Here is an 18,821-nt window from a genome sequence, read left to right on the forward strand (position 1 = left end):
CGAACGCCTGGTCGGGTTTTTCTGCTGCAACTAACTGTAAACACAACGGTATGCAACCGGTGAGCGACGGCCACACCCGTTCCGCGCTGGCCGGCTGAAGGACAAGTTAGGACAGATCTGCGTGATCCCCACGACCGAGCTTAAGCTCAGCGCCATTGCCAAGGATGTCAGAAAAGCCAAGTCCGAGGCCCTCGTCATCGCGGTCGGGCAGGGCGGCGACGGCCCGGTCCTGCTGGAGAATCCGTTATCAGCCAAGTCCGCCCAAGCCTTGGCGGATGCCCTGCCGTTGCTCGGCGTCACCGGCGCGGCCGACGAAGTCCACCGGCTGCCGGGGTTGCCGGAGTCGGGTACCGACGTGTTGGTGTTGGCCGGCGTCGGAAAGCTGCCGCCCGGCAATGCCGTGACCATCGAGACCCTGCGCCGCGCCGCCGGCTCGGCGGTGCGCCAATTGGCCGGGGTCCAGTCGGTGGCCTTGGGCTTGCCGGCGGCCACCGTGGCCGAAGCCGCGGCCGTGGCCGAAGGCGCCGCGCTCGGCGCCTATGCCTTCAATGAACACCGAAGCCGCGAAAACGATGGCCGCCGCCCGGTCGCCGAAGCCACGGTGCTCACGCCGGTTGCCGCCGACAAGCAACTGGCCAAGGCACTCAAGCGGGCCTCCGTGCTGGGCCGGGCGGTCAATGCGACGCGCTCCCTGGTCAATCAGCCGCCGAGCCACCTCTACCCCGAGTCGTTCGCCGCGGCAGCAGCACAAATGGCCAAGGGCCTGCCGGTCAAGGTCACCGTCCTGGACGAGGACAAGCTGGAGAAGGACGGCTACGGCGGCTTGACCGGCGTCGGCAAGGGATCGATGCGGCCGCCGCGGTTGGTCAAGGTTGAATATGCCCCGGCCCGTGCGAAGGCGAAGCTCGCCTTCGTCGGCAAGGGCATCACGTTCGACTCCGGCGGCCTGTCGCTCAAGCCCGCCGCCGGCATGATGACGATGAAGTGCGACATGGCGGGTGCCGCCGTCGTTCTGAATGCTGTTTTGGCGATCGCCGAGTTGGGCTTGCCGGTGAAGGCCACCGCCTGGCTCTGCCTGGCGGAAAACATGCCCTCGGGCACCGCGTCCCGTCCCTCCGACGTACTAACCATGTACGGCGGCAAGACGGTGGAAGTACTCAACACCGACGCCGAGGGCCGGCTGGTGATGGCCGACGGGCTGGCGGCCGCCAGCGAGGAACATCCCGACGTGCTGCTGGACGTCGCCACCTTGACCGGCGCGCAGATGGTTGCGCTGGGAAGCCGGGTGGGCGCGGTCATGGGCGAAGAAGGCGTGCGGGACGCCGTGAAGGCGGCCGCGGACCGGGCGGGGGAACTGTTCTGGCCGATGCCGCTGCCGGAGGAACTGCGCTCCGGCCTGGCTTCCCAGGTGGCTGACCTGTCCAATATGGGCGACAAGTACGGCGGGATGCTGACGGCCGCGATCTTCCTGCGTGAGTTCGTGGGCGAAACTGCCGGCGTGCGCATCCCGTGGGCGCACTTGGATATTGCCGGCCCCGCCTTTAATGAAGGCTCGCCGCATGGCTACACCCCGAAGGAGGGCACCGGCGTCGCAGTCCGCACACTGGTGGCCTACGCGGAGGATGTGGTGGCCCGCAGCGCCTGAGGCCTGTACGCCTCCCCACCTTCCGGCGTGAATCCGCCCACAATCGGGCCCTTTGGTGACCTCACCAAGTAGATGATGGTATGCGGTACCGCTAAGGTGAAACTCAAACCAACTTCGATCTTCAACCCAATCAACTCATCGACGTGTCACCACACGTTGCGAACACGCGAGGGAGCGTTCACGTGGCCGATTCGGCAACAGCGCAAGAATTCGACATCCTGGTCCTCGGCGCCGGCAGCGGCGGTTATGCCGCGGCCCTGCGCGCCGTGCAGCTGGGCTTCAGCGTCGGCCTGGTGGAGAAGGCCAAGCTCGGCGGCACCTGCCTGCACAACGGCTGCATCCCCACCAAGGCCCTGCTGCACTCGGCCGAGCTGGCCGACCATGCCAAGGACGCCTCGAAGTACGGCGTGAACCTGAGCATGGACTCAATCGACATGGCCGCAGTCAACGCTTACAAAGACGGCATCATTGCGGGCAAGTTCAAGGGCCTCACCGGCCTGATCAAGTCCAAGGGCATCACCGTCATCGAGGGTGAGGGCAAGCTCGTCGGCACGGACACCGTCGAGGTCAACGGCACCGCCTACAAGGGCAAGAACATCGTTCTGGCCACCGGCTCCTACTCGAAGACGCTCCCCGGCCTCGAAATCGGCGGCAAGGTCATCACCTCCGACCACGCCCTGCAGATGGACACCCTGCCCAAGAGCGCCGTGATTCTCGGCGGCGGCGTGATCGGCGTCGAGTTCGCCTCCGTCTGGAAGTCCTTCGGCGTGGACGCCACCATCGTTGAGGGCCTGCCCTCGCTGGTCCCGAACGAGGACCCGGCCATCATCAAGCAGCTGGAGCGCGCGTTCAAGAAGCGCGGCATCAAGTTCAACACCGGCGTGTTCTTCGACAAGGTGGAGCAGAACGACGACGGCGTGGTGGTCACGCTGGCCGACGGCAAGACGTTCGAGGCCGACCTGTTGCTGGTTGCCGTGGGCCGCGGACCGAGCACCGCCGGGCTGGGCTTCGAGGAAGCCGGCGTCACGGTTGACCGTGGCTTCGTGATCACCGACGAGCGCCTGCACACCGGCGTCGGCAACATCTACGCTGTGGGCGACATTGTCCCGGGCGTCCAGCTGGCACACCGCGGATTCCAGCAAGGCATCTTCGTGGCCGAGGAAATCGCCGGCAACAAGCCTGCCGTGATCGAGGACATCAACGTTCCGAAGGTCACCTACTGCGATCCGGAGATCGCCTCCGTCGGCCTAAACCAGCCGCAGGCCGAAGAGAAGTACGGCAAGGACAACGTGGAGACGGTCGAGTACAACCTGGCCGGCAACGGCAAGAGCTCGATTCTGGGCACCAGCGGCATCATCAAGATGGTCCGCGAGAAGGACGGCCCCATCGTGGGCATGCACATGATCGGCGGCCGCATCGGCGAGCAGATCGGCGAAGCGCAGCTGATCGTCAGCTGGGAAGCGTACCCGGAGGATGTTGCGGCACTCATCCACGCGCACCCGACCCAGAACGAGGCGCTCGGCGAAGCCGCCATGGCCCTGGCCGGCCGTCCGCTGCACGGATAACAAGCTTCCCCCTAGTGCACCCGTCCTCACCGGACGGGTGCACTAGGCTCAAGAATAAGACTCGATGTACCGGCCAGGCCGGAAAATAGACTCAAAGGAGAACGGGGACGACATGTCTGAAACCGTGAACTTGCCCGCCCTCGGTGAAAGCGTCACCGAAGGCACTGTGACCCGCTGGCTGAAGCAAGTCGGCGACCGCGTCGAAGTCGACGAACCGCTGCTCGAGGTTTCCACCGACAAGGTCGACACCGAAATCCCCTCTCCCGTAGCCGGTGTGATTGAAGAGATCTTGGTGGCCGAGGACGAGACCGCCGACGTCGGAGCCCCGCTGGTGCGCATCGGCGACGGTTCCGGTTCCGGCCAGGCTGCTGGAGAGGCTCCCGCCGAGGAAGCCCCGGCAGAAGAGCCGCAGCAGGAGGCGCCCGCTCAGGAAGCACCGAAGCAGGAGGAGCCCCAGCAGGAAGCCCCCGCTGAGGAAGCTCCGGCCGCCGGTTCCGGCGAAGGCACCGAAGTCACTCTCCCGGCCCTGGGCGAGAGCGTGACCGAAGGTACGGTCACCCGCTGGCTGAAGCAGGTAGGCGACACGGTCGAGGTCGACGAGCCGCTGCTCGAGGTCTCCACGGACAAGGTCGACACCGAAATCCCGTCTCCCGTGGCCGGCACGGTCCAGGAGATCAAGGTCGCCGAGGACGAGACCGCCGAGGTCGGTTCCGTGCTGGCCATCATCGGCACCGGTGCCGGTCCCGCCAAGGCGGAGCCGAAGGAAGCCGAACCGGTTGCCGCCGCGCCGGCTCAGGAACGCGAGGCCCCGGTAGAGGAGCCCGCCCAGGCCGAACAGCCGGCCGCCGAAGCTCCGAAGGCAGAAGCGCCCAAGGCAGAGGCGCCTGCCGCCGCAGCCCCGAAGGAAGCACCGGCACCGGCTGCTGCAGCCTCCGACGCCGGCTACGTCACCCCGCTGGTCCGCAAACTGGCCAACCAGCACAAGGTGGACCTTTCCACCGTCAAGGGCACCGGCGTGGGCGGACGCATCCGCAAGCAGGACGTGCTGGAAGCAGCCGAATCCGCCGCGAAGCCGGCGGCTCCCGCAGCAGCCGCTGCAGGCGCTCCGGCCCAGGCAGCAGCCTCGGCCAAGCGCGGCACCGTGGAGAAGGCTCCGCGGATCCGCCAGGTCATTGCCCGCCGGATGCGCGAATCGCTGGACGCCTCCACGCAGCTCACCCAGGTCCACGAGATCGACATGACCAAGGTGGTCAAGCTCCGCGAACGCGCCAAGAAGTCCTTCCAGGATCAGAACGGCGTCAAGCTGACCTACCTGCCCTTCATCGCCAAGGCCGTTGCGGAGGCGCTCAAGCAGCACCCGAAGCTGAACGCAGAGTACGACGAGGAAAAGCAGGAGATCACCTACCACAACGCCGAGCATCTGGCGATTGCGGTGGATACCGACAAGGGCCTGCTGGTTCCGGTCATCAACGACGCAGGCAACCTCAACCTTGCCGGCCTGGCGGGCAAGATTGCCGACGTCGCGGCCCGCACCCGGAGCAACAAGATCGGTCCGGACGAGCTCTCCGGCGGCACGTTCTCCATCACCAACATCGGCAGCGTCGGGGCCCTGTTCGACACCCCGATCATCAACCAGCCGCAGGTGGGCATCCTCGGGACCGGCAGCATCGTCAAGCGCGCCGTGGTGGTCCAGGATGAGAACGGCGACGATTCGATCGCGATCCGGTCGATGATGTACCTCTCGCTGACCTACGACCACCGTTTGGTCGACGGCGCGGATGCCGGCCGTTTCCTGCAGACCCTGCGGGCACGCTTGGAAGCCGGGCAGTTCGAGGCGGACCTGGGCCTCTAACCCAGCCGGTCGGCACGACGCACGAAACGGCGGCGGGCTGCGTTCACTCATGGACGCTGCCCGCCGCCGTTTCGTCACCACTCCTGCTACTACACCAGGTAGAAATATTCGGTTTGCCGCGGCATGCCGCGGATTGACGCCCGCTACCGGCCGCTAAGCTGGGCCCATGGACATCCTTTACAACATCCTCGTCTTCCTGCACATCGTCGGTGCAGCCATGATCGTCGGCATCTGGATCGGCAACATGAAGAAGCCCACCGTCCACCCGCGCCAGTTCGACGGCGCCGCCCTGCAGGTCATCACCGGCGTCATCATGATGGGCCTGATCCCGGCGATGGACCTGGACGCGAACTACGTGAAGCTGACCATCAAGCTTGTCATCGCGCTCGTTGTGGCCGTCCTCGCGTTCATCGGCCGCCGCAAGTACAAGGCGGGCGAGCCGATTTCCGCCGGCCTGGCCCACTCCGTCGGCGGCCTGGCGCTGCTGAACGTTGCCATCGCGACCTTGTGGAACTGACCTTCTGAAGCTCCTGACGCTGCGGCCGGCCCCGGACTATGAACCGGTCCCCAAAAGTTGGACCAACTAATTAAGAGCCTAAGCCGCAAGGGCCTGAGCACGGTATTGCACCGGGCTCAGGCCCTTGAGCTTTGTTGAGATCCTTTCGGTGTTGTACCAGCGGATGTAGTCGTGCAGTGCTTGTTCCAGCGCGTTGGTGTTGAGGAATCGGACGTGATTGAAGAGTTCTTCCTTGAGGTGGCCGAAGAAGTTCTCCATCACGGCGTTGTCGTAGCAGTTGCCTTTGCGGGACATTGATTGAATCGCGCCGGCGCCCTTCAGGAGATCGCGCCACGAGACATGCTGGTACTGAAAACCCTGGTCTGAATGCACCAGCGGTTTCTGCCCGCCCTCGAGCGTCATCAACGCCATTCGCAGCGAGCCGTTAGTGAGGGCAAGGTTCGGCGACATGCCGACGGTGTAGGAGATGATCTGGCGGTCGAAGAGATCCATGACCGGTGAGAGGTAAAGCTTCCGGTCGCCGACGCTGAACTCGGTCACGTCAGTAACCCACTTCTCGTTCGGGGTTTCGGAGTCGAACTCCCGGTTCAGCAGGTTCGGGGCAGCAATGCCCTGCTCGCCTTGATAGGAGTTGTAGCGCTTCTTGCGCCGGACTTTGCAGACCAGCCCGAGGACACGCATCAGCTTCAGCACCGTCTTCTTCGCGATCGTCCACCCTTGTTTGAGTAATTCTGTATGGATGCGGCGGTGCCCGTACCTGCGGTGGTTGTCCTTGAAGACCTTGGTGATAGCAGTTTTGAGGGAGGCTTGCGGATCGGGAGTCTGCAGGCGGGCCTGGTGATAGAAGAAAGTTGCGCGGGCCAGCCCGGCCACGTCCAAGAGCACGTTGAGGCGGTGTTCGGCCTTGAGGTCGATGACGGCGCGGACCTTTAGCGCCGTTCCTCGTCCCTCAAGGCCTGCACTTTTCCCAAGAAAGCGACTTCTGCCCGTAGGCGCTCGTTCTCACGGCGCAACCGCTGCAACTCGGACTCTGGCTGCGCCCCTGTCTCCGGAGGTGACTTAGGTCGTCCCTTTGGTTTCGGGCGCAGGCCGTCTTCACCGTCATTTCGGTAGTATCGCGCCCACTTTTTGATCAGATCCGGAGAGGACAGCTCAAACTCCTTTGCGAGAGCAACCTTGCCCTCTCCCGCCAGATACCGCTGCACAACGGCGAGCTTGAACTCAAACGAAAACCGCCGCTTGGTTGACTTGGTCACTAGTGTCGAACCTCCGCGCACTCTCCACCGCTGATGCAGCCGGCTGACAGCTTTTGAACGGACCCCTAGCTTTGTTGCCACGGACTTAGCACCCCAACCGGTCTCGAACAACGCTACCGCGGCTTCGCGCTGTTCCTCAGATAACGAACTGCTGTCTTGCATAAAACTGCTCCCCGAGAGTCAGAACTAATTTCTCAGTCCAACTTTCGGGGAGCAGTTCACTACGGGGGCCGGCCGCAGTTGCTTAACCCGGTGCCACCGGACAGTCCGCGGCAACTCCCCTAGGATGAGGATGACGGCATCGGCCGCACCCGGCCGGAACGGCCGGAACGCATCCGAGTACATCGACCAAGGAGGACACATGGCTACAACACGTTCTGCGAGCACCAATTGGAAGGGCGATCTCGCCAGCGGCAGCGGCCAGACGACGTTCGAATCGTCCGGAATCGGCACCTACGACGTCACGTGGAAGGCTCGCACTGAACAGTCGGAAGGCAAGACCAGCCCCGAGGAACTGATTGCGGCGGCGCACGCCTCCTGCTACTCGATGGCGTTCAGCAACATTCTCAAGCAAGCCGGCCACACGGCCGAAAGCATCAAGACGACTGCCGAGGTGGATTTCGATACCTCTGACGGTGCGCAGATCAGCGAAATCCGCCTGACCGTCCGTGCCACGGTGCCGGGCATCAGCGAGGACGACTTCCAGTCCAGTGCGCAGGCTGCCAAGGAAGGCTGTCCGGTGTCCAAGGCGCTGGCCTCGGTGCCCAGCATCACCCTGGATGCGGCGCTCAATTCCTGAGCCCGCGCCCGCTCGGGCCTGACGGACCACAGCAGAACCCCGCAGCCGCCGGCTGCGGGGTTCTGTGTTCCCTGCTTCGGTTAGCTGTCCTGCGGCCGCGGCGGCAGCGGTCCGGGGCGCAGCACGGGGTAGCCGGCGCGGGAGGGCGGCTGGTCGGTCGGTAGTTCGCCCAGCATCTCTTTGAGAATCCCCACACCGTGCTCCAGCTGCGGGTCCTCCCCCGCACCGTACGCGTGCGGCGGGAACGGCACCTCGATGTCCGGCTCCACGCCGTAGTTCTCCACACCCCAGCCCACGCCCTGCGTGAACCAGAAGGCGTACCGCGGCTGCGTCACCCCGGTGCCGTCGGCCAGCGCAAACTTCGCGTCGATGCCGACCACGCCACCCCATGTCCGTGTCCCGATCACGGGGCCGATGCCGCGCAGCTTGCTGACCTGCGTGATGATGTCGCCGTCGGAACCGGCATATTCATCCGTGAGGACGACGACCGGGCCCCGCGGAGCATGCGCGGGATACGTGCCCGGCTGCTCGCCGCGCGCGAGGTTCCAGGCGTTGACTTTGCGGCCGATCAGTTCGGCCACCAGCTGCGAGGTATGTCCGCCCCGGTTGCGCCGGACATCGATGACGAGGGCGTCCTTGGCCGTCTCCACGTCCAGATCACGGTGCAGTTGCGCCCAGCCGCGGGCCACCATGTCCGGAATGTGGAGGTAGCCGAAGCGCCCGTTCGATGCGTCGCGGACAGTGCGGCGGTTGCCGGCGACCCAGTTCTGGTACCGGAGCCGCTCCTCGTCGCGGATTGGGATCACCGCAATCCGCCGCTGCAGACCGGCTTCCGGGCTGCCGGTGCCTTTGACGATGGTCAGTTCAACCGTCTTGCCGGCGGCACCCACCAGCAGCGGCGCCGGCCCGGCGAGCGGATCCACCGGGATTCCGTCCACCGCCGCGATCACGTCGCCCGGCTGGACGGCGGCGCCCGGCGCGGTCAGCGGAGACAGCGCCAGCGGATCCGACGATTCCCCGGCCAGGATCTTGTGCACGGTCCAACCGGCGTCGGTCCGGACCAGGTCGGCGCCCAGCAGTCCCTGCTTGCCGGCGCCGGGCTCGGTGACCGGTGCGGGCATGACGTAGGCGTGCGAGGTGCCAAGCTCGCCGTGCAGTTCCCAGAGCAGGTCGACCAGGTCGTCGTGGGAACCGAGGCGATCCACCAGCGGCCGGTAGCGGTCGTAGACGCCCTGCCAGTCCAGGCCCGCCATGTCCTCGGCCCAGTAGAAGTCGCGCTGCAGCCGCCAGGCCTCTTCGAAGGCCTGGCCCCAGACTTTGAGCGGCTCCAGCGTGAGCCGGATCCGGCTCAGGTCCACCAGCACGCTCTCCGGGGAATCGTCGTCGACTTTGCCGGCGGCGGGCACGGCCCTGATCTGCGACTTGTGCACGTACACCAGGCGTTTGCGGTCCTGCGACATTTCGTAAGCATCCAGGGCCGGCACCAGCACGGAAACCTCCCGGCGGGAGAGGTCGAACCGCTCCAGCCGCTGGGACTGCTCCGCATCCTCGGCCGAGGCGCGTCCTTCTCCGGTGACACCGGCGGGATCATTGGCCAGCCACAGCAACGCGCCGTCCACCGCGGTGAGGCGTGTATAGCGGCCCTGCTGGACCGGGACAGGGATGATCCGCTCGGCCAGCCGTTCGGCATCCACGGCGATCTCCGCGGCGGCAGGCTTGGTCTTGTCCCCGTCCGGCGAGTCGTCGTGGTCCTTCTCCCCTGCCGGCGGCGCGTCCGGCAACGTGCCGTGCACCGAGGGGCCGAACGGCGAGGGGGTGGCGGCGGCCAGGGCCACCAGGAACGGCTTGGTGGATGCCGGGAAACCCAAATCGAAGCTGTGGGTGGAATAGACCGGGTCGAAGCTCCGCTCGGAGAGGAAGGCGGCGAACTTGCCATCAGGGGTGAAGGCCGGCCCGTGGTCCCGGAAGCGTCCGTCGGTGACGTCAATGATGCTGCCCGTGCCGTCTGCCCGGACCAGCCGGAGGCGGGTGCGCGTGCCCTCGGTCGTCACCGGCTCGGCCCACAGGATCCAGCGCGAATCGGGTGAGAAGGCCAGTTCGTTGACGGCCCCGTGGTCGGTGCCCGCGAGCCGGTGCAGCTCCCCGCTTTCGGCGTCCAGGACCAGCAGTTGACCGTACTCGGTGGCCACCGCCGCCAAGGTGCCGTCCGGGCTGGCGGCGAGCGCGCTCACCCGGTCCGGTCCGGGCAGTTCCACCCGGCGCAACTGCTGTGGAGCCAGCGCCGCGGCCGAACGTGCCTCGGCTTCCCGGACGTCCGCTCCGCTGCCGCCCTGCTTTCCGCCGGAGCGCACTTCCACAATGGGTTGGGATTGGGTCGGATTGACGACGGCGGAGGCCGAGACCGGGCGCGGCAAGCCGACCGGTTCCGGTTCAGCAGATGCCGCACTGATTTCGGCAGGCGCCGGCGCGTCCGGCTGGGGAAGCTGTTCGAAAACCTGGCGGATGTAGAGGGCTTCTTCGCCCCCGTGGTCGGCAACGTAGACCACCCGCGAGTCACCCAGCGGCCGCGCCAGCCGGGCCCGGACGCCCGGCGTGGACTCCACGACGCGGGAAGGACCGTCCCGATGGGTCAGCCAATGCACTGTTCCGTGCGCCTCGATGACGGACGCCGTGCCCTTCGGATTCGGCATGGCCGACGCCAAGTGCTGGGCCACGTTAAGAGGGCGGCTGCGGCGGCCGGTCGAGGCCGACCCCAACGTGACATCAATCCGGCGCGGCTCCGCCTCGAGGGAATCGAGCAGCCACAGCTCTCCGGCGGACTCGAAGACCACCCGGGTGCCGTCGGTTGAGGCGTGGCGGACATAAAACCCGTCATGGTCGGTGTGCCGGCGCAGGTCCGCCCCGTCCGGCCGCACCGAATACAGGTTGCCGTGGCCTTCATGGTCGCTGAGAAACGCTATCCGGTCTCCGACCCACATCGGATCGGCCAGGTTCCCGTCCAGTTCTGCAGCGAGGCGCCCGAATTCGCCGCCTCCATCGCGGTCAATCCACAGCTTTCCGGCCGTGCCGCCGCGGTAGCGCTTCCACCAGGCCGGTTCGCGCGAGAGCACGCTGCCGACCACCACGGGGCGCTCGTCGCCAAGCTCCGGCCCAAACGCAACGGACTCGACCGGGCCAAAGGGCAACAGGCGGGCGCCGGAGCCGTCCAGCGGCACGGCGTAGGCCCAGGTGTGGCGCGATTCTTCACGCTGGAACGAACTGGTCACCAAGGCTTCCCCTGTGGGCGTGAATCCTTTGACCTTTGTCGATGCATGCCCCCAGTAGGTCAGCTGGCGGAAGCCGCCGCCGTCGACCGAGGCAGTCACCACCTCCGGCGCGCTGGCCTGCACCACGCCCCAGACCAGATCCTGACCGTCGGGCGAAAACCTGGGGTTCCTGGCCGGCAATTGAAGTGACGAAACCCGCCACGCCCTGCCCCCGGCAAGCGGGCCCACCCACACATCGTCCTCGGCGACGAACGTGACGAGATCGGCGTGCACGTGCGGGTAGCGGAAGTAGCTGGATAAAGTCATGCCTCGATCTTAGTCACGGCCAGCAGCAGCCCTCGGGTCATCGGGGCGGCGGCGTTTCATGGACCGCGTGGATGAGCCATCCGGCGTCCTGCCGTACCAGTTCCAGCTGAATCCGCTGCACGCTGGGTTCGGTATGGTCCTGCACCACGCTGCCATCGGCCCTCGCCTGGCGGAACGGCGAGGTGATGACCGTCGCAGCCACCATGACCGGTTGGCCCGACGTTTTCGCTGCCGGGTCGATCGCGAGATCCTCCACTGTGGTCTCGAAGTCCTGCAGCCAATCGCCGGCGTCGGTCAGCGCCGCGATAATGTCCCGGTCTGTGTCCATGACGGCGGTTCCGGGAATATTGACCCGCTTAAGCAGTGTGGCGCTCCGGGTACGCAAGGCTTCGGCGCGCAACCAGGCCAGGGCGGGCACGGACGCGGCCGGGTGCTCGCCATGCAGTGCTTGCTCAAGGTCCGCTGGCATGGCCCGTGCTTGCGGCGGTACCGGAGTCCGTCCTTCACGCGGCGCCGCGGCGACCTGCTGCACGGACTGCCCGCGGCCGGTTACCTGCCCCGCCTCCCGGGCACTCGGCGGAGCAGAGATGCTCGCTGCTACCAGGGTCATTCCCGCTGCCGCGGCCACGGCCGTCAGCGCGAGCGCTGCCCTGCCCCACCGGCCCGCTGCGGGCCGGGCGGCGACCCCGGCGGGCGGACGCCGTTCACGGGCGCCCGTGCCACGCTCCGGCAGCCGCAGCGGCAGCAGCAACCGCGTGCAGATCCGGGGCCGGGACCGTAACCCGGGCCACGGCGCCGGCCGCTTTTTGTCCAGCAGGCCTGCCCGCCTTCGCTCCCTCTCGCGCCGGGTCAGCAGCTGACTGGCCACCGAGGGATGTGCCGACGCCGTCAGGTCCAGCGACTCGGGGCGTGCGGTCCTGATCACGCGCCGGGCGAACTCTGCCGCCGACGGGCGCTCGTCCGCGCGCTCCGCAAGTCCTTCTTCCAAGAGGGCAACCAGTTCGTCCGGCACGTCAGGCACCAACGCGCCCATCGGTGGGCGGTGTGCAGTGGCACCGGGCACCCGTCCGGTGAGGGCAAACCATCCGATGGCTGCCAGTGCGTAAACGTCCGCTTCGGGGTCCAGCCCGCCCTCGTCCGTCACCCGGTGTGGCGCCCTGAACCCGGGCGTGCCTGCAGCCGGCGGCCGTGCGCTGCCCAGCGCACGTGCAACCCCCAGATCGGCCAGCAGCGGCTTGCCGACGGCAGTGAACAGCACGTTGCCGGGCGACACATCGCCGTGGACAACTCCGATCCCGTGCAGGTAGTCGAGGGCACTGGCCACCGGAGTCAGGATGGTCACCGCTTCGCCCACCGCCAAGGGTCCCCGGGCAGCGACGAGCGCCGCCAGCGAACCACCGGCGGCATACTCCAGCAGCAGCCCCGGCCCCCGGTCCGTTGCTACCTGACCATTCGTTTGCAGCAGATGCTCATGCCGCCCACCCGTCAACAAGGCCGATTCCCGGTCCGCCGCCGCAACCGCTGTCTCCCGGAGTGGCATGTTGCTGACCACCGCCCAGGGCGCAGGCCTGCCGGCTTCGGCAGCTGGCCCATGCAGTGCCGCGCGCCGCGTCATAGGCGGTGCACCGGCGTCGTCGCGGTTGGCAGCAGAGCCGCGCGGGTCCGATAGCACCTTCAAGGCATACTCGGTACCTGTCGCCGCTTCCCGGACCAGCCACACCGATGCCGATGCGCCGCTGCCGAGCCACCGCTGCACGATGAACCCCGGTGCCGCCGGACGCTGCGGCTCATGCCCGGCGGCACCGGGTTGCATGGTGCAGCCTGTCCGCTCGTCGTCGTCCATGCATTACTTCTACTCCGTTCGGCAACCGTGCGCTGGCGTTATCCACAGCCCGCTCCGGTACACAAATAGAACTGCCGGACGCCGGAGCGTAGGCTTGCGGAATGGCACTTGAGTTTTCGCGGGTGGGATTTGCCCCTGACTACGTCGACTATGAAGAAGGCTGGGCGCTGCAACGCCGGCTGCACGCTGAAGTGGTGGCGGGTTCCGCCCCCAGCACGGTGCTGTTGCTCGAACACAGCCCGGTGTACACCGCCGGAAAGCGGACCGAAGAACACGAACGGCCGCTGGACGGCACCCCCGTGGTCAGCGTGGACCGCGGCGGCAAACTGACCTGGCATGGCCCCGGCCAGCTGGTGGGTTATCCGATCGTGGCCCTTCCCGATCCCACCAAGGTGGCCGACTACGTCGACATCCTGGAGCAAGTCCTGATCAACGTGCTCGCCGATTACGGCGTAACGGGCACCCGGATCGAAGGCCGGTCCGGTGTGTGGGTCGATGCCGACGAACGCGGCCCTGCCCGCAAGATCGCCGCCATCGGCATCCGGGTCAACCACCGGGTGACCATGCACGGCTTCGCCCTTAACTGCCGAAATGATCTGGCGCCCTACAGCCAGATCATTGCCTGCGGCATCACCGATGCCGGCACCACCACCATCCAGGCCGAAACCGGGTTGGACGTTGCTCCGGCCGACATCGCCGACCGGGTGGAGGCGGAACTGAGCTTGTTCGAAACCTCCCTGGTCAAGGCCGCTACCCCCGGCCCCGCCGCCACCGACACCGACCCTGGCCACCGCCAGACCGAAGGAGCCCTGCTGTGACGCTCGCCCCCGAAGGACGCCGCTTGCTGCGCGTCGAGGCCCGCAATGCCGCAACCCCCGTGGAGCGCAAACCGGACTGGATCAAGGCCAAGGTCAGCATGGGCCCCGAGTACGTGGGCATGAAGAACCTGGTCAAAAAGGAAGGCCTGCATACGGTCTGCGAAGAGGCAGGCTGCCCCAACATCTTCGAGTGCTGGGAAGACCGCGAGGCGACGTTCCTGATCGGCGGCTCCGAGTGCACCCGGCGTTGCGATTTCTGCCAGATCGACACCGGCAAGCCCTCGCCGCTCGATGTCCTGGAGCCCACCAAGGTGGCCCAGTCGGTCCAGCAGATGAACCTGCGCTACGCCACCGTCACCGGCGTGGCCCGCGATGACCTGGCCGACGAGGGTGTGTGGCTCTACGCCGAAACCATTCGGAAGATCCACGAACTCAACCCGGGCACCGGCGTCGAAATCCTGATCCCGGACTTCTCCGGCAAGCCCGAGCACATCACCGCGATCTGCGAGGCCAAACCGGAGGTGTTCGCGCACAATCTGGAGACCGTGCCGCGGATCTTCAAGCGCATCCGCCCGGCGTTCCGCTACGACCGCTCGCTGGACGTCCTCACCCAGGGCCGTGACCAGGGCATGGTGACCAAGTCCAACCTGATGCTGGGGATGGGCGAAACACGCGAAGAGATCTCCGCAGCGCTGCGCGACCTGCACGCCGCCGGCTGCGACCTGATCACCATCAACCAGTACCTGCGCCCGACCGAGCGCCACCACCCGGTGGAGCGTTGGGTCAAGCCCGAGGAATTCGTCGAACTGAGCCAGGAGGCCGAGGAGATCGGCTTCCTGGGTGTGATGAGCGGGCCGCTGGTGCGCTCGTCCTACCGGGCCAGCCGCCTGTGGGCCACCGCCATGCGTAAGAAGGGCTTGGAGCTTCCGCCCGAGCTGGCGCATATCGGCGAATCCGGCAGCACCCGTCAGGAAGCTGCCACGCTGGTTGCCTCCCGCTAACTGAACCGGCCGGAACCACGGTCCGGGGGCCGCCAGGCTGCCGGACCGTTGCCGTGTCCTGGGGCCGCGCGCGAGCGACCCGTCCGTCACGATAGAATTGAACATTATGGCCAATCGCACCGATTCCGATGCCCCGAAACGGGGTCTCTTCTCACGCAAACCCAAGGCTGAGAAGCCGTCCAAAGCCAACAAGCAGCCCGGCCGGCTGAAGCAGATCGGCCAGGTCTTCCAGATGACCCGGCGCAATGACCCGAACGTTGTCTGGTTCATGCTGCTGGCGTTCCTCGGCATCGTTGCCGTGGGCCTGGCCGTCGGCCTGCTGATCAACAACTGGATCACGCTGCTGATCATCTCCATCCCGCTGGGCGTGCTGGCTGCCACCTTCATCCTGTCGCGCCGCGCCGAACGTGCGGCGTTCTCGCAGATTGAAGGCCAGCCGGGGGCTTCCGGAGCGGCGCTGAGCGTGCTGCGCCGCGGCTGGATCTTGCAGGACCAGCCGGTTGCCGTGAATCCGCGGACCCAGGACGCGGTGTTCCGCGCCGTGGGCCGACCCGGCATTGTGCTGGTCACCGAGGGCCCCTCGCACCGCGTGCGCCAGTTGGTTGAGTCGGAGCGGCGCAGGCTGCGCCGCATCCTGCCCAACGTCAAGATCCATGTGATCGAGACCGGCCGCGGCGAGGGCCAGGTGGAGCTGAGCAAGGTGGCCAAGACCGTGCAGAAGCTCAAGAAGGAACTGACCAAGCAGGAGGTCAGCGCCGTGGACAAGCGGCTGCAGGCCCTGGGCAGCAGCAAGCTGCCGATCCCGAAGGGCGTGGACCCGTTCAAGGCCCGCCCGGACCGCAAGGCCATGCGCGGACGCTGATCCTTCCCCAAAGACATACGTGAGGGGCTGCCGGTTTGAACCGGCAGCCCCTCGCGTATGTCTTCTGTCTGAAGTTGCGTGCGTCCCTACCCGCGTCAGCGGCGGACCAGGATGGTGCCCATGGCGCGGTCGTGCAGGCCGCGCTGGTCGGCGTCGAAAATGGCCGCCGGAATCACCAGGCACAACAGGACGGTCCGGACCACCGCGGGCAGCAAACCCGGAGCGGACCCATCGAGTTTGCGCACCTGGATGCCGAGCAGCCGGTGGCCGATGCTGTAGCCCAGTGTTCCCACCAGCAGCAACTGCTCGACCGCGAACACGCCGAGGATGGCCAGCTGGCCGCCGCCCAGGAACGCATTGGCGATCGCGTAACAGAGCAGCCAGTCGATCAGCAGCGCCACGATCCGGCGGCCCGGCCGGGCTATCGAGCCGCTGCCGGATTGGGGTAGCCCAAGCCGCTGGCCGGGCCATTGCTGCATGTTGGACTGCGGGGGGCCTTCAAGCCAGGAACCAAGATCACGTCTGCTTACCACCCCTCAAGTTTACCGGTCGCCGACGACGCAGGTTCCCGGGGCCGACGGGCCCGGCGCCGCTGCTGGCAAAGCCGTCAGCCCGCTGCCGCTAAACTTGCAGTGCACATCGATTTAAGTAACCTGCCCGAAACAATTGCGACACTGACGGGAAATTCCCTGCTTCTACTGTTGTAACTGTTGCCGCCCCGTAGAGCGGAGGCAGGTTCCCCCAGAATGCGTAAGGAGCATGACCCGATGTTCAAGAATGCGGACGAGGTCCTCACATACATCGCCGACGAAGACGTCAAGTTCATCGATATCCGTTTCACCGACCTGCCCGGCGTCCAGCAGCACTTCAACGTGCCGGCGAAAACCGTTGACGCCGACTTCTTCGTGAACGGGCAGCTCTTCGACGGCTCCTCGATCCGCGGTTTCCAGGGCATCGCCGAATCCGACATGCAGCTGATCCCGGATGTCACCACCGCATTCATCGATCCGTTCCGGGTGGAGAAGACGCTGGCCCTGAACTTCTCCATCGTGAACCCGCGAACCGGTGACCCGTACCACCGCGACCCGCGCGGCGTGTCCGAGCGCGCCGAGGCGTACCTCGCTTCCACCGGAATCGCCGACACCGCGTTCTTCGCCCCGGAAGCCGAATTCTTCATTTTCGACGACGTCCGTTACCAGTCCAGCCCGGAGCACTCCTTCTACAAGGTGGACTCGGTCGAGGCCCACTGGAACTCCGGCAAGAAGGAAGAAGGCGGCAACCAGGGCTACAAGACCCCGGTCAAGGGCGGCTACTTCCCGGTTGCCCCCACCGACAAGCAGGCCGACCTGCGCGACGCGATCTGCGTGGAACTGGACGCCGTCGGCCTCGAGGTGGAACGGTCCCACCACGAAGTCGGCTCCGCCGGCCAGGCCGAGATCAACTACAAGTTCAGCAGCATGACGCATGCCGCCGACGATCTGCTGAAGTTCAAGTACATCGTCAAGAACGTGGCCGATGCCTGGGGCAAGTCCGCCACCTTCATGCCCAAGCCCGTCTTCGGCGACAACGGCTCGGGCATGCACTGCCACCAATCACTGTGGACCGGCGGACAGCCCCTGTTCTACGACGAGAAGGGCTACGCCGGCCTGTCAGACACCGCGCGCTGGTACATCGGCGGCCTGCTCAAGCACGCTTCCGCCGTGCTCGCGTTCACCAACCCCACCGTGAACTCCTACCGCCGGCTGGTCAAGGGCTTCGAAGCCCCGGTGAACATGGTCTATTCGCAGGGCAACCGCTCGGCCGGCATCCGCATCCCGATCACCGGCTCCAACCCCAAGGCCAAGCGCATCGAGTTCCGCGCTCCGGACCCCAGCTCCAACCCGTACCTGGCCTTCGCCGCCCAGCTGATGGCCGGCCTGGACGGCATCAAGAACCGCATCGAGCCGGCCGACCCGATCGATAAGGACCTGTACGAGCTGCCCGCCGAGGAAGCCAAGGACATCCAGAAGGCTCCGGGTTCGCTGGAGGAAGCGCTCGAGGCACTGGAAGCGGACAACGAGTTCCTGCAGGCCGGCGGTGTCTTCACCCAGGACCTGATCGACACCTGGATTGCCTACAAGCGCGAAGAGGAAATCGCGCCGCTGGCCGCCCGCCCGAACCCCTACGAGTTCGAGCTCTACTACGGCTGCTAGCCCAAACATGAGCTAATCGTGCGCCCGCTCCGGCGTCCGCACGACCGTGAGCGCCTCGAAGCGGCCCACTCTTGCCCTCCGGCAACCAGTGGGCCGCTTTCGTGCGTCGACACCCGCTAGCGTCCCAGGGCCTTACGGAATATTGCCACCACGCCAACGAACAGCAGCGCGGTGACCGTGAGGACGAACGAATAGGCGACGCCGATGCGCAGTATCACCAGGAGCACCAGGAACAGGGCGAGCGCTACGATGAGCGCGTTCTTCACCGGTCGCGGGGTCCGGCCGCTGAGTGTGGATCCTCCGTTGCCACCCATAAGCCACATTTTGCCACTGCCGGGCACCCATGTCCTGTCCCTGCCGGATTACGGCGCCGTTATGCCTCCGCCGGACGGTGCTGACCCGGGGCGGGCCGGACGGCGCGTGCGCAGGGCCTAGCGGCGCGTTTCGGTGACGGCCGTCAGCAGGAACAGCGAGTCCTCGGAGGCTTCCACCGAGTGCCGCTCCTGCGGAAGCACGGCCAACTGGTTCTGATTGACCACCATGCGTCCGGACGCCGAGGCCACGGTCACCGACCCTTCGAGGACCAGCAGGGTGCCGGCGAGCGGAGCATTGTGCTCCCCCAGCTCGGCGCCGGCCTTCAGCGCGATCACGGTTTGGCGCAGCGGACCGTCCTGCGCCACCAAAGCGGCGCTGCGTCCGTGCGGCGACCCAACCGCCACCGCCAGATGCTCGCGTCCAACCACATCGATGTCGGTCATCTGGGAGTCTCCTTCGCTTGGCTTCCGGCCTCAGCCTAACCCGGTCCCCTGCCGGCAGCCACCAAAGCACACAGGAGGGCCCGACGGCGGTGCCTCCCCAGGTGGGTCGGTCCCCGCCGTCAGCCGCTCAGAGCGCCCCCT

Annotated in this window: 16 protein-coding genes; 9 read left to right on the forward strand and 7 right to left on the reverse strand. The window is 66.5% G+C overall.

Going from position 1 to position 18,821, the window contains the following annotated elements; translation table 11 throughout:
- Positions 1 to 121 precede the first annotated feature (121 nt).
- The 4 genes from MNQ99_RS11810 (at position 122) to MNQ99_RS11825 (ending at position 5,579) form a co-directional block, all read left to right on the forward strand.
- Positions 122 to 1,645: a leucyl aminopeptidase gene (locus MNQ99_RS11810; RefSeq protein WP_241913079.1), complete on the forward strand. Its 1,524-nt coding sequence runs from the start codon at positions 122 to 124 to the stop codon at positions 1,643 to 1,645.
- A gap of 182 nt (positions 1,646 to 1,827) precedes the next feature.
- On the forward strand, positions 1,828 to 3,210 hold the full coding sequence (gene lpdA / locus MNQ99_RS11815) for a dihydrolipoyl dehydrogenase (RefSeq protein ID WP_241913080.1): 1,383 nt from the start codon (positions 1,828 to 1,830) through the stop codon (positions 3,208 to 3,210).
- Positions 3,211 to 3,322: 112 nt separating this feature from the next.
- Positions 3,323 to 5,062: a 2-oxoglutarate dehydrogenase, E2 component, dihydrolipoamide succinyltransferase gene (sucB, locus tag MNQ99_RS11820; protein WP_127514378.1), complete on the forward strand. Its 1,740-nt coding sequence runs from the start codon at positions 3,323 to 3,325 to the stop codon at positions 5,060 to 5,062.
- A 166-nt stretch (positions 5,063 to 5,228) separates the two neighbouring features.
- Positions 5,229 to 5,579, forward strand: coding sequence for a hypothetical protein (locus MNQ99_RS11825; protein WP_127514380.1), 351 nt, complete (start codon positions 5,229 to 5,231; stop codon positions 5,577 to 5,579).
- A gap of 78 nt (positions 5,580 to 5,657) precedes the next feature.
- Here the strand turns inward: MNQ99_RS11825 and MNQ99_RS11830 are convergent, their stop codons facing one another.
- Positions 5,658 to 6,494, reverse strand: a complete 837-nt coding sequence (locus MNQ99_RS11830) for an IS3 family transposase (protein WP_241915350.1) — start codon at positions 6,492 to 6,494, stop codon at positions 5,658 to 5,660.
- Between the two features lie 14 nt (positions 6,495 to 6,508).
- Positions 6,509 to 6,835: a helix-turn-helix domain-containing protein gene (locus MNQ99_RS11835; protein WP_241913081.1), complete on the reverse strand. Its 327-nt coding sequence runs from the start codon at positions 6,833 to 6,835 to the stop codon at positions 6,509 to 6,511.
- A 361-nt stretch (positions 6,836 to 7,196) separates the two neighbouring features.
- Here MNQ99_RS11835 and MNQ99_RS11840 point away from each other — a divergent pair, with 361 nt between their 5' ends.
- Entirely contained in the window at positions 7,197 to 7,634 is a 438-nt protein-coding gene (locus MNQ99_RS11840; protein ID WP_127514382.1) for an OsmC family protein, read from the forward strand.
- A gap of 80 nt (positions 7,635 to 7,714) precedes the next feature.
- Here MNQ99_RS11840 and MNQ99_RS11845 read toward each other — a convergent pair whose 3' ends face one another.
- Together MNQ99_RS11845 and MNQ99_RS11850 are read right to left on the reverse strand one after the other, a co-directional pair.
- Complete coding sequence (locus tag MNQ99_RS11845) at positions 7,715 to 11,206, reverse strand: S41 family peptidase (RefSeq protein WP_241913082.1); 3,492 nt, start codon at positions 11,204 to 11,206, stop codon at positions 7,715 to 7,717.
- Positions 11,207 to 11,243: 37 nt separating this feature from the next.
- Complete coding sequence (locus MNQ99_RS11850) at positions 11,244 to 13,049, reverse strand: serine/threonine-protein kinase (protein WP_241913083.1); 1,806 nt, start codon at positions 13,047 to 13,049, stop codon at positions 11,244 to 11,246.
- 101 nt (positions 13,050 to 13,150) lie between these two features.
- Here MNQ99_RS11850 and lipB point away from each other — a divergent pair, with 101 nt between their 5' ends.
- From lipB to MNQ99_RS11865, 3 genes are all read left to right on the forward strand, one after another.
- Positions 13,151 to 13,867: a lipoyl(octanoyl) transferase LipB gene (gene lipB / locus MNQ99_RS11855; RefSeq protein WP_127514388.1), complete on the forward strand. Its 717-nt coding sequence runs from the start codon at positions 13,151 to 13,153 to the stop codon at positions 13,865 to 13,867.
- The gene (lipA, locus tag MNQ99_RS11860; RefSeq protein WP_127514390.1) at positions 13,864 to 14,868 is read left to right on the forward strand and encodes a lipoyl synthase; all 1,005 of its coding nucleotides are present in this window, start codon (positions 13,864 to 13,866) and stop codon (positions 14,866 to 14,868) included. The genes lipB and lipA overlap by 4 nt, the downstream gene beginning before the upstream one ends.
- A 106-nt stretch (positions 14,869 to 14,974) precedes the next feature.
- Positions 14,975 to 15,730 carry a DUF4191 domain-containing protein gene (locus MNQ99_RS11865; RefSeq protein ID WP_127514393.1) on the forward strand — a complete coding sequence of 252 codons (756 nt, stop codon included), beginning with the start codon at positions 14,975 to 14,977 and terminating at the stop codon, positions 15,728 to 15,730.
- A gap of 95 nt (positions 15,731 to 15,825) precedes the next feature.
- On the opposite strand, the gene MNQ99_RS11870 is transcribed toward MNQ99_RS11865, so the two are convergent.
- Positions 15,826 to 16,263, reverse strand: a complete 438-nt coding sequence (locus tag MNQ99_RS11870; RefSeq protein WP_127514395.1) for an RDD family protein — start codon at positions 16,261 to 16,263, stop codon at positions 15,826 to 15,828.
- Between the two features lie 234 nt (positions 16,264 to 16,497).
- Here MNQ99_RS11870 and glnA point away from each other — a divergent pair, with 234 nt between their 5' ends.
- The gene (gene glnA / locus MNQ99_RS11875; RefSeq protein WP_241913084.1) at positions 16,498 to 17,922 is read left to right on the forward strand and encodes a type I glutamate--ammonia ligase; all 1,425 of its coding nucleotides are present in this window, start codon (positions 16,498 to 16,500) and stop codon (positions 17,920 to 17,922) included.
- A gap of 116 nt (positions 17,923 to 18,038) precedes the next feature.
- Here the strand turns inward: glnA and MNQ99_RS11880 are convergent, their stop codons facing one another.
- Positions 18,039 to 18,236, reverse strand: coding sequence for a hypothetical protein (locus tag MNQ99_RS11880; protein WP_127514399.1), 198 nt, complete (start codon positions 18,234 to 18,236; stop codon positions 18,039 to 18,041).
- 117 nt (positions 18,237 to 18,353) lie between these two features.
- Complete coding sequence (locus tag MNQ99_RS11885) at positions 18,354 to 18,680, reverse strand: cupin domain-containing protein (RefSeq protein ID WP_241913085.1); 327 nt, start codon at positions 18,678 to 18,680, stop codon at positions 18,354 to 18,356.
- Positions 18,681 to 18,821 lie beyond the last annotated feature (141 nt).

Source organism: Arthrobacter sulfonylureivorans, assembly GCF_022637435.1.
Taxonomy (GTDB): Bacteria; Actinomycetota; Actinomycetes; order Actinomycetales; family Micrococcaceae; genus Crystallibacter; species Crystallibacter sulfonylureivorans.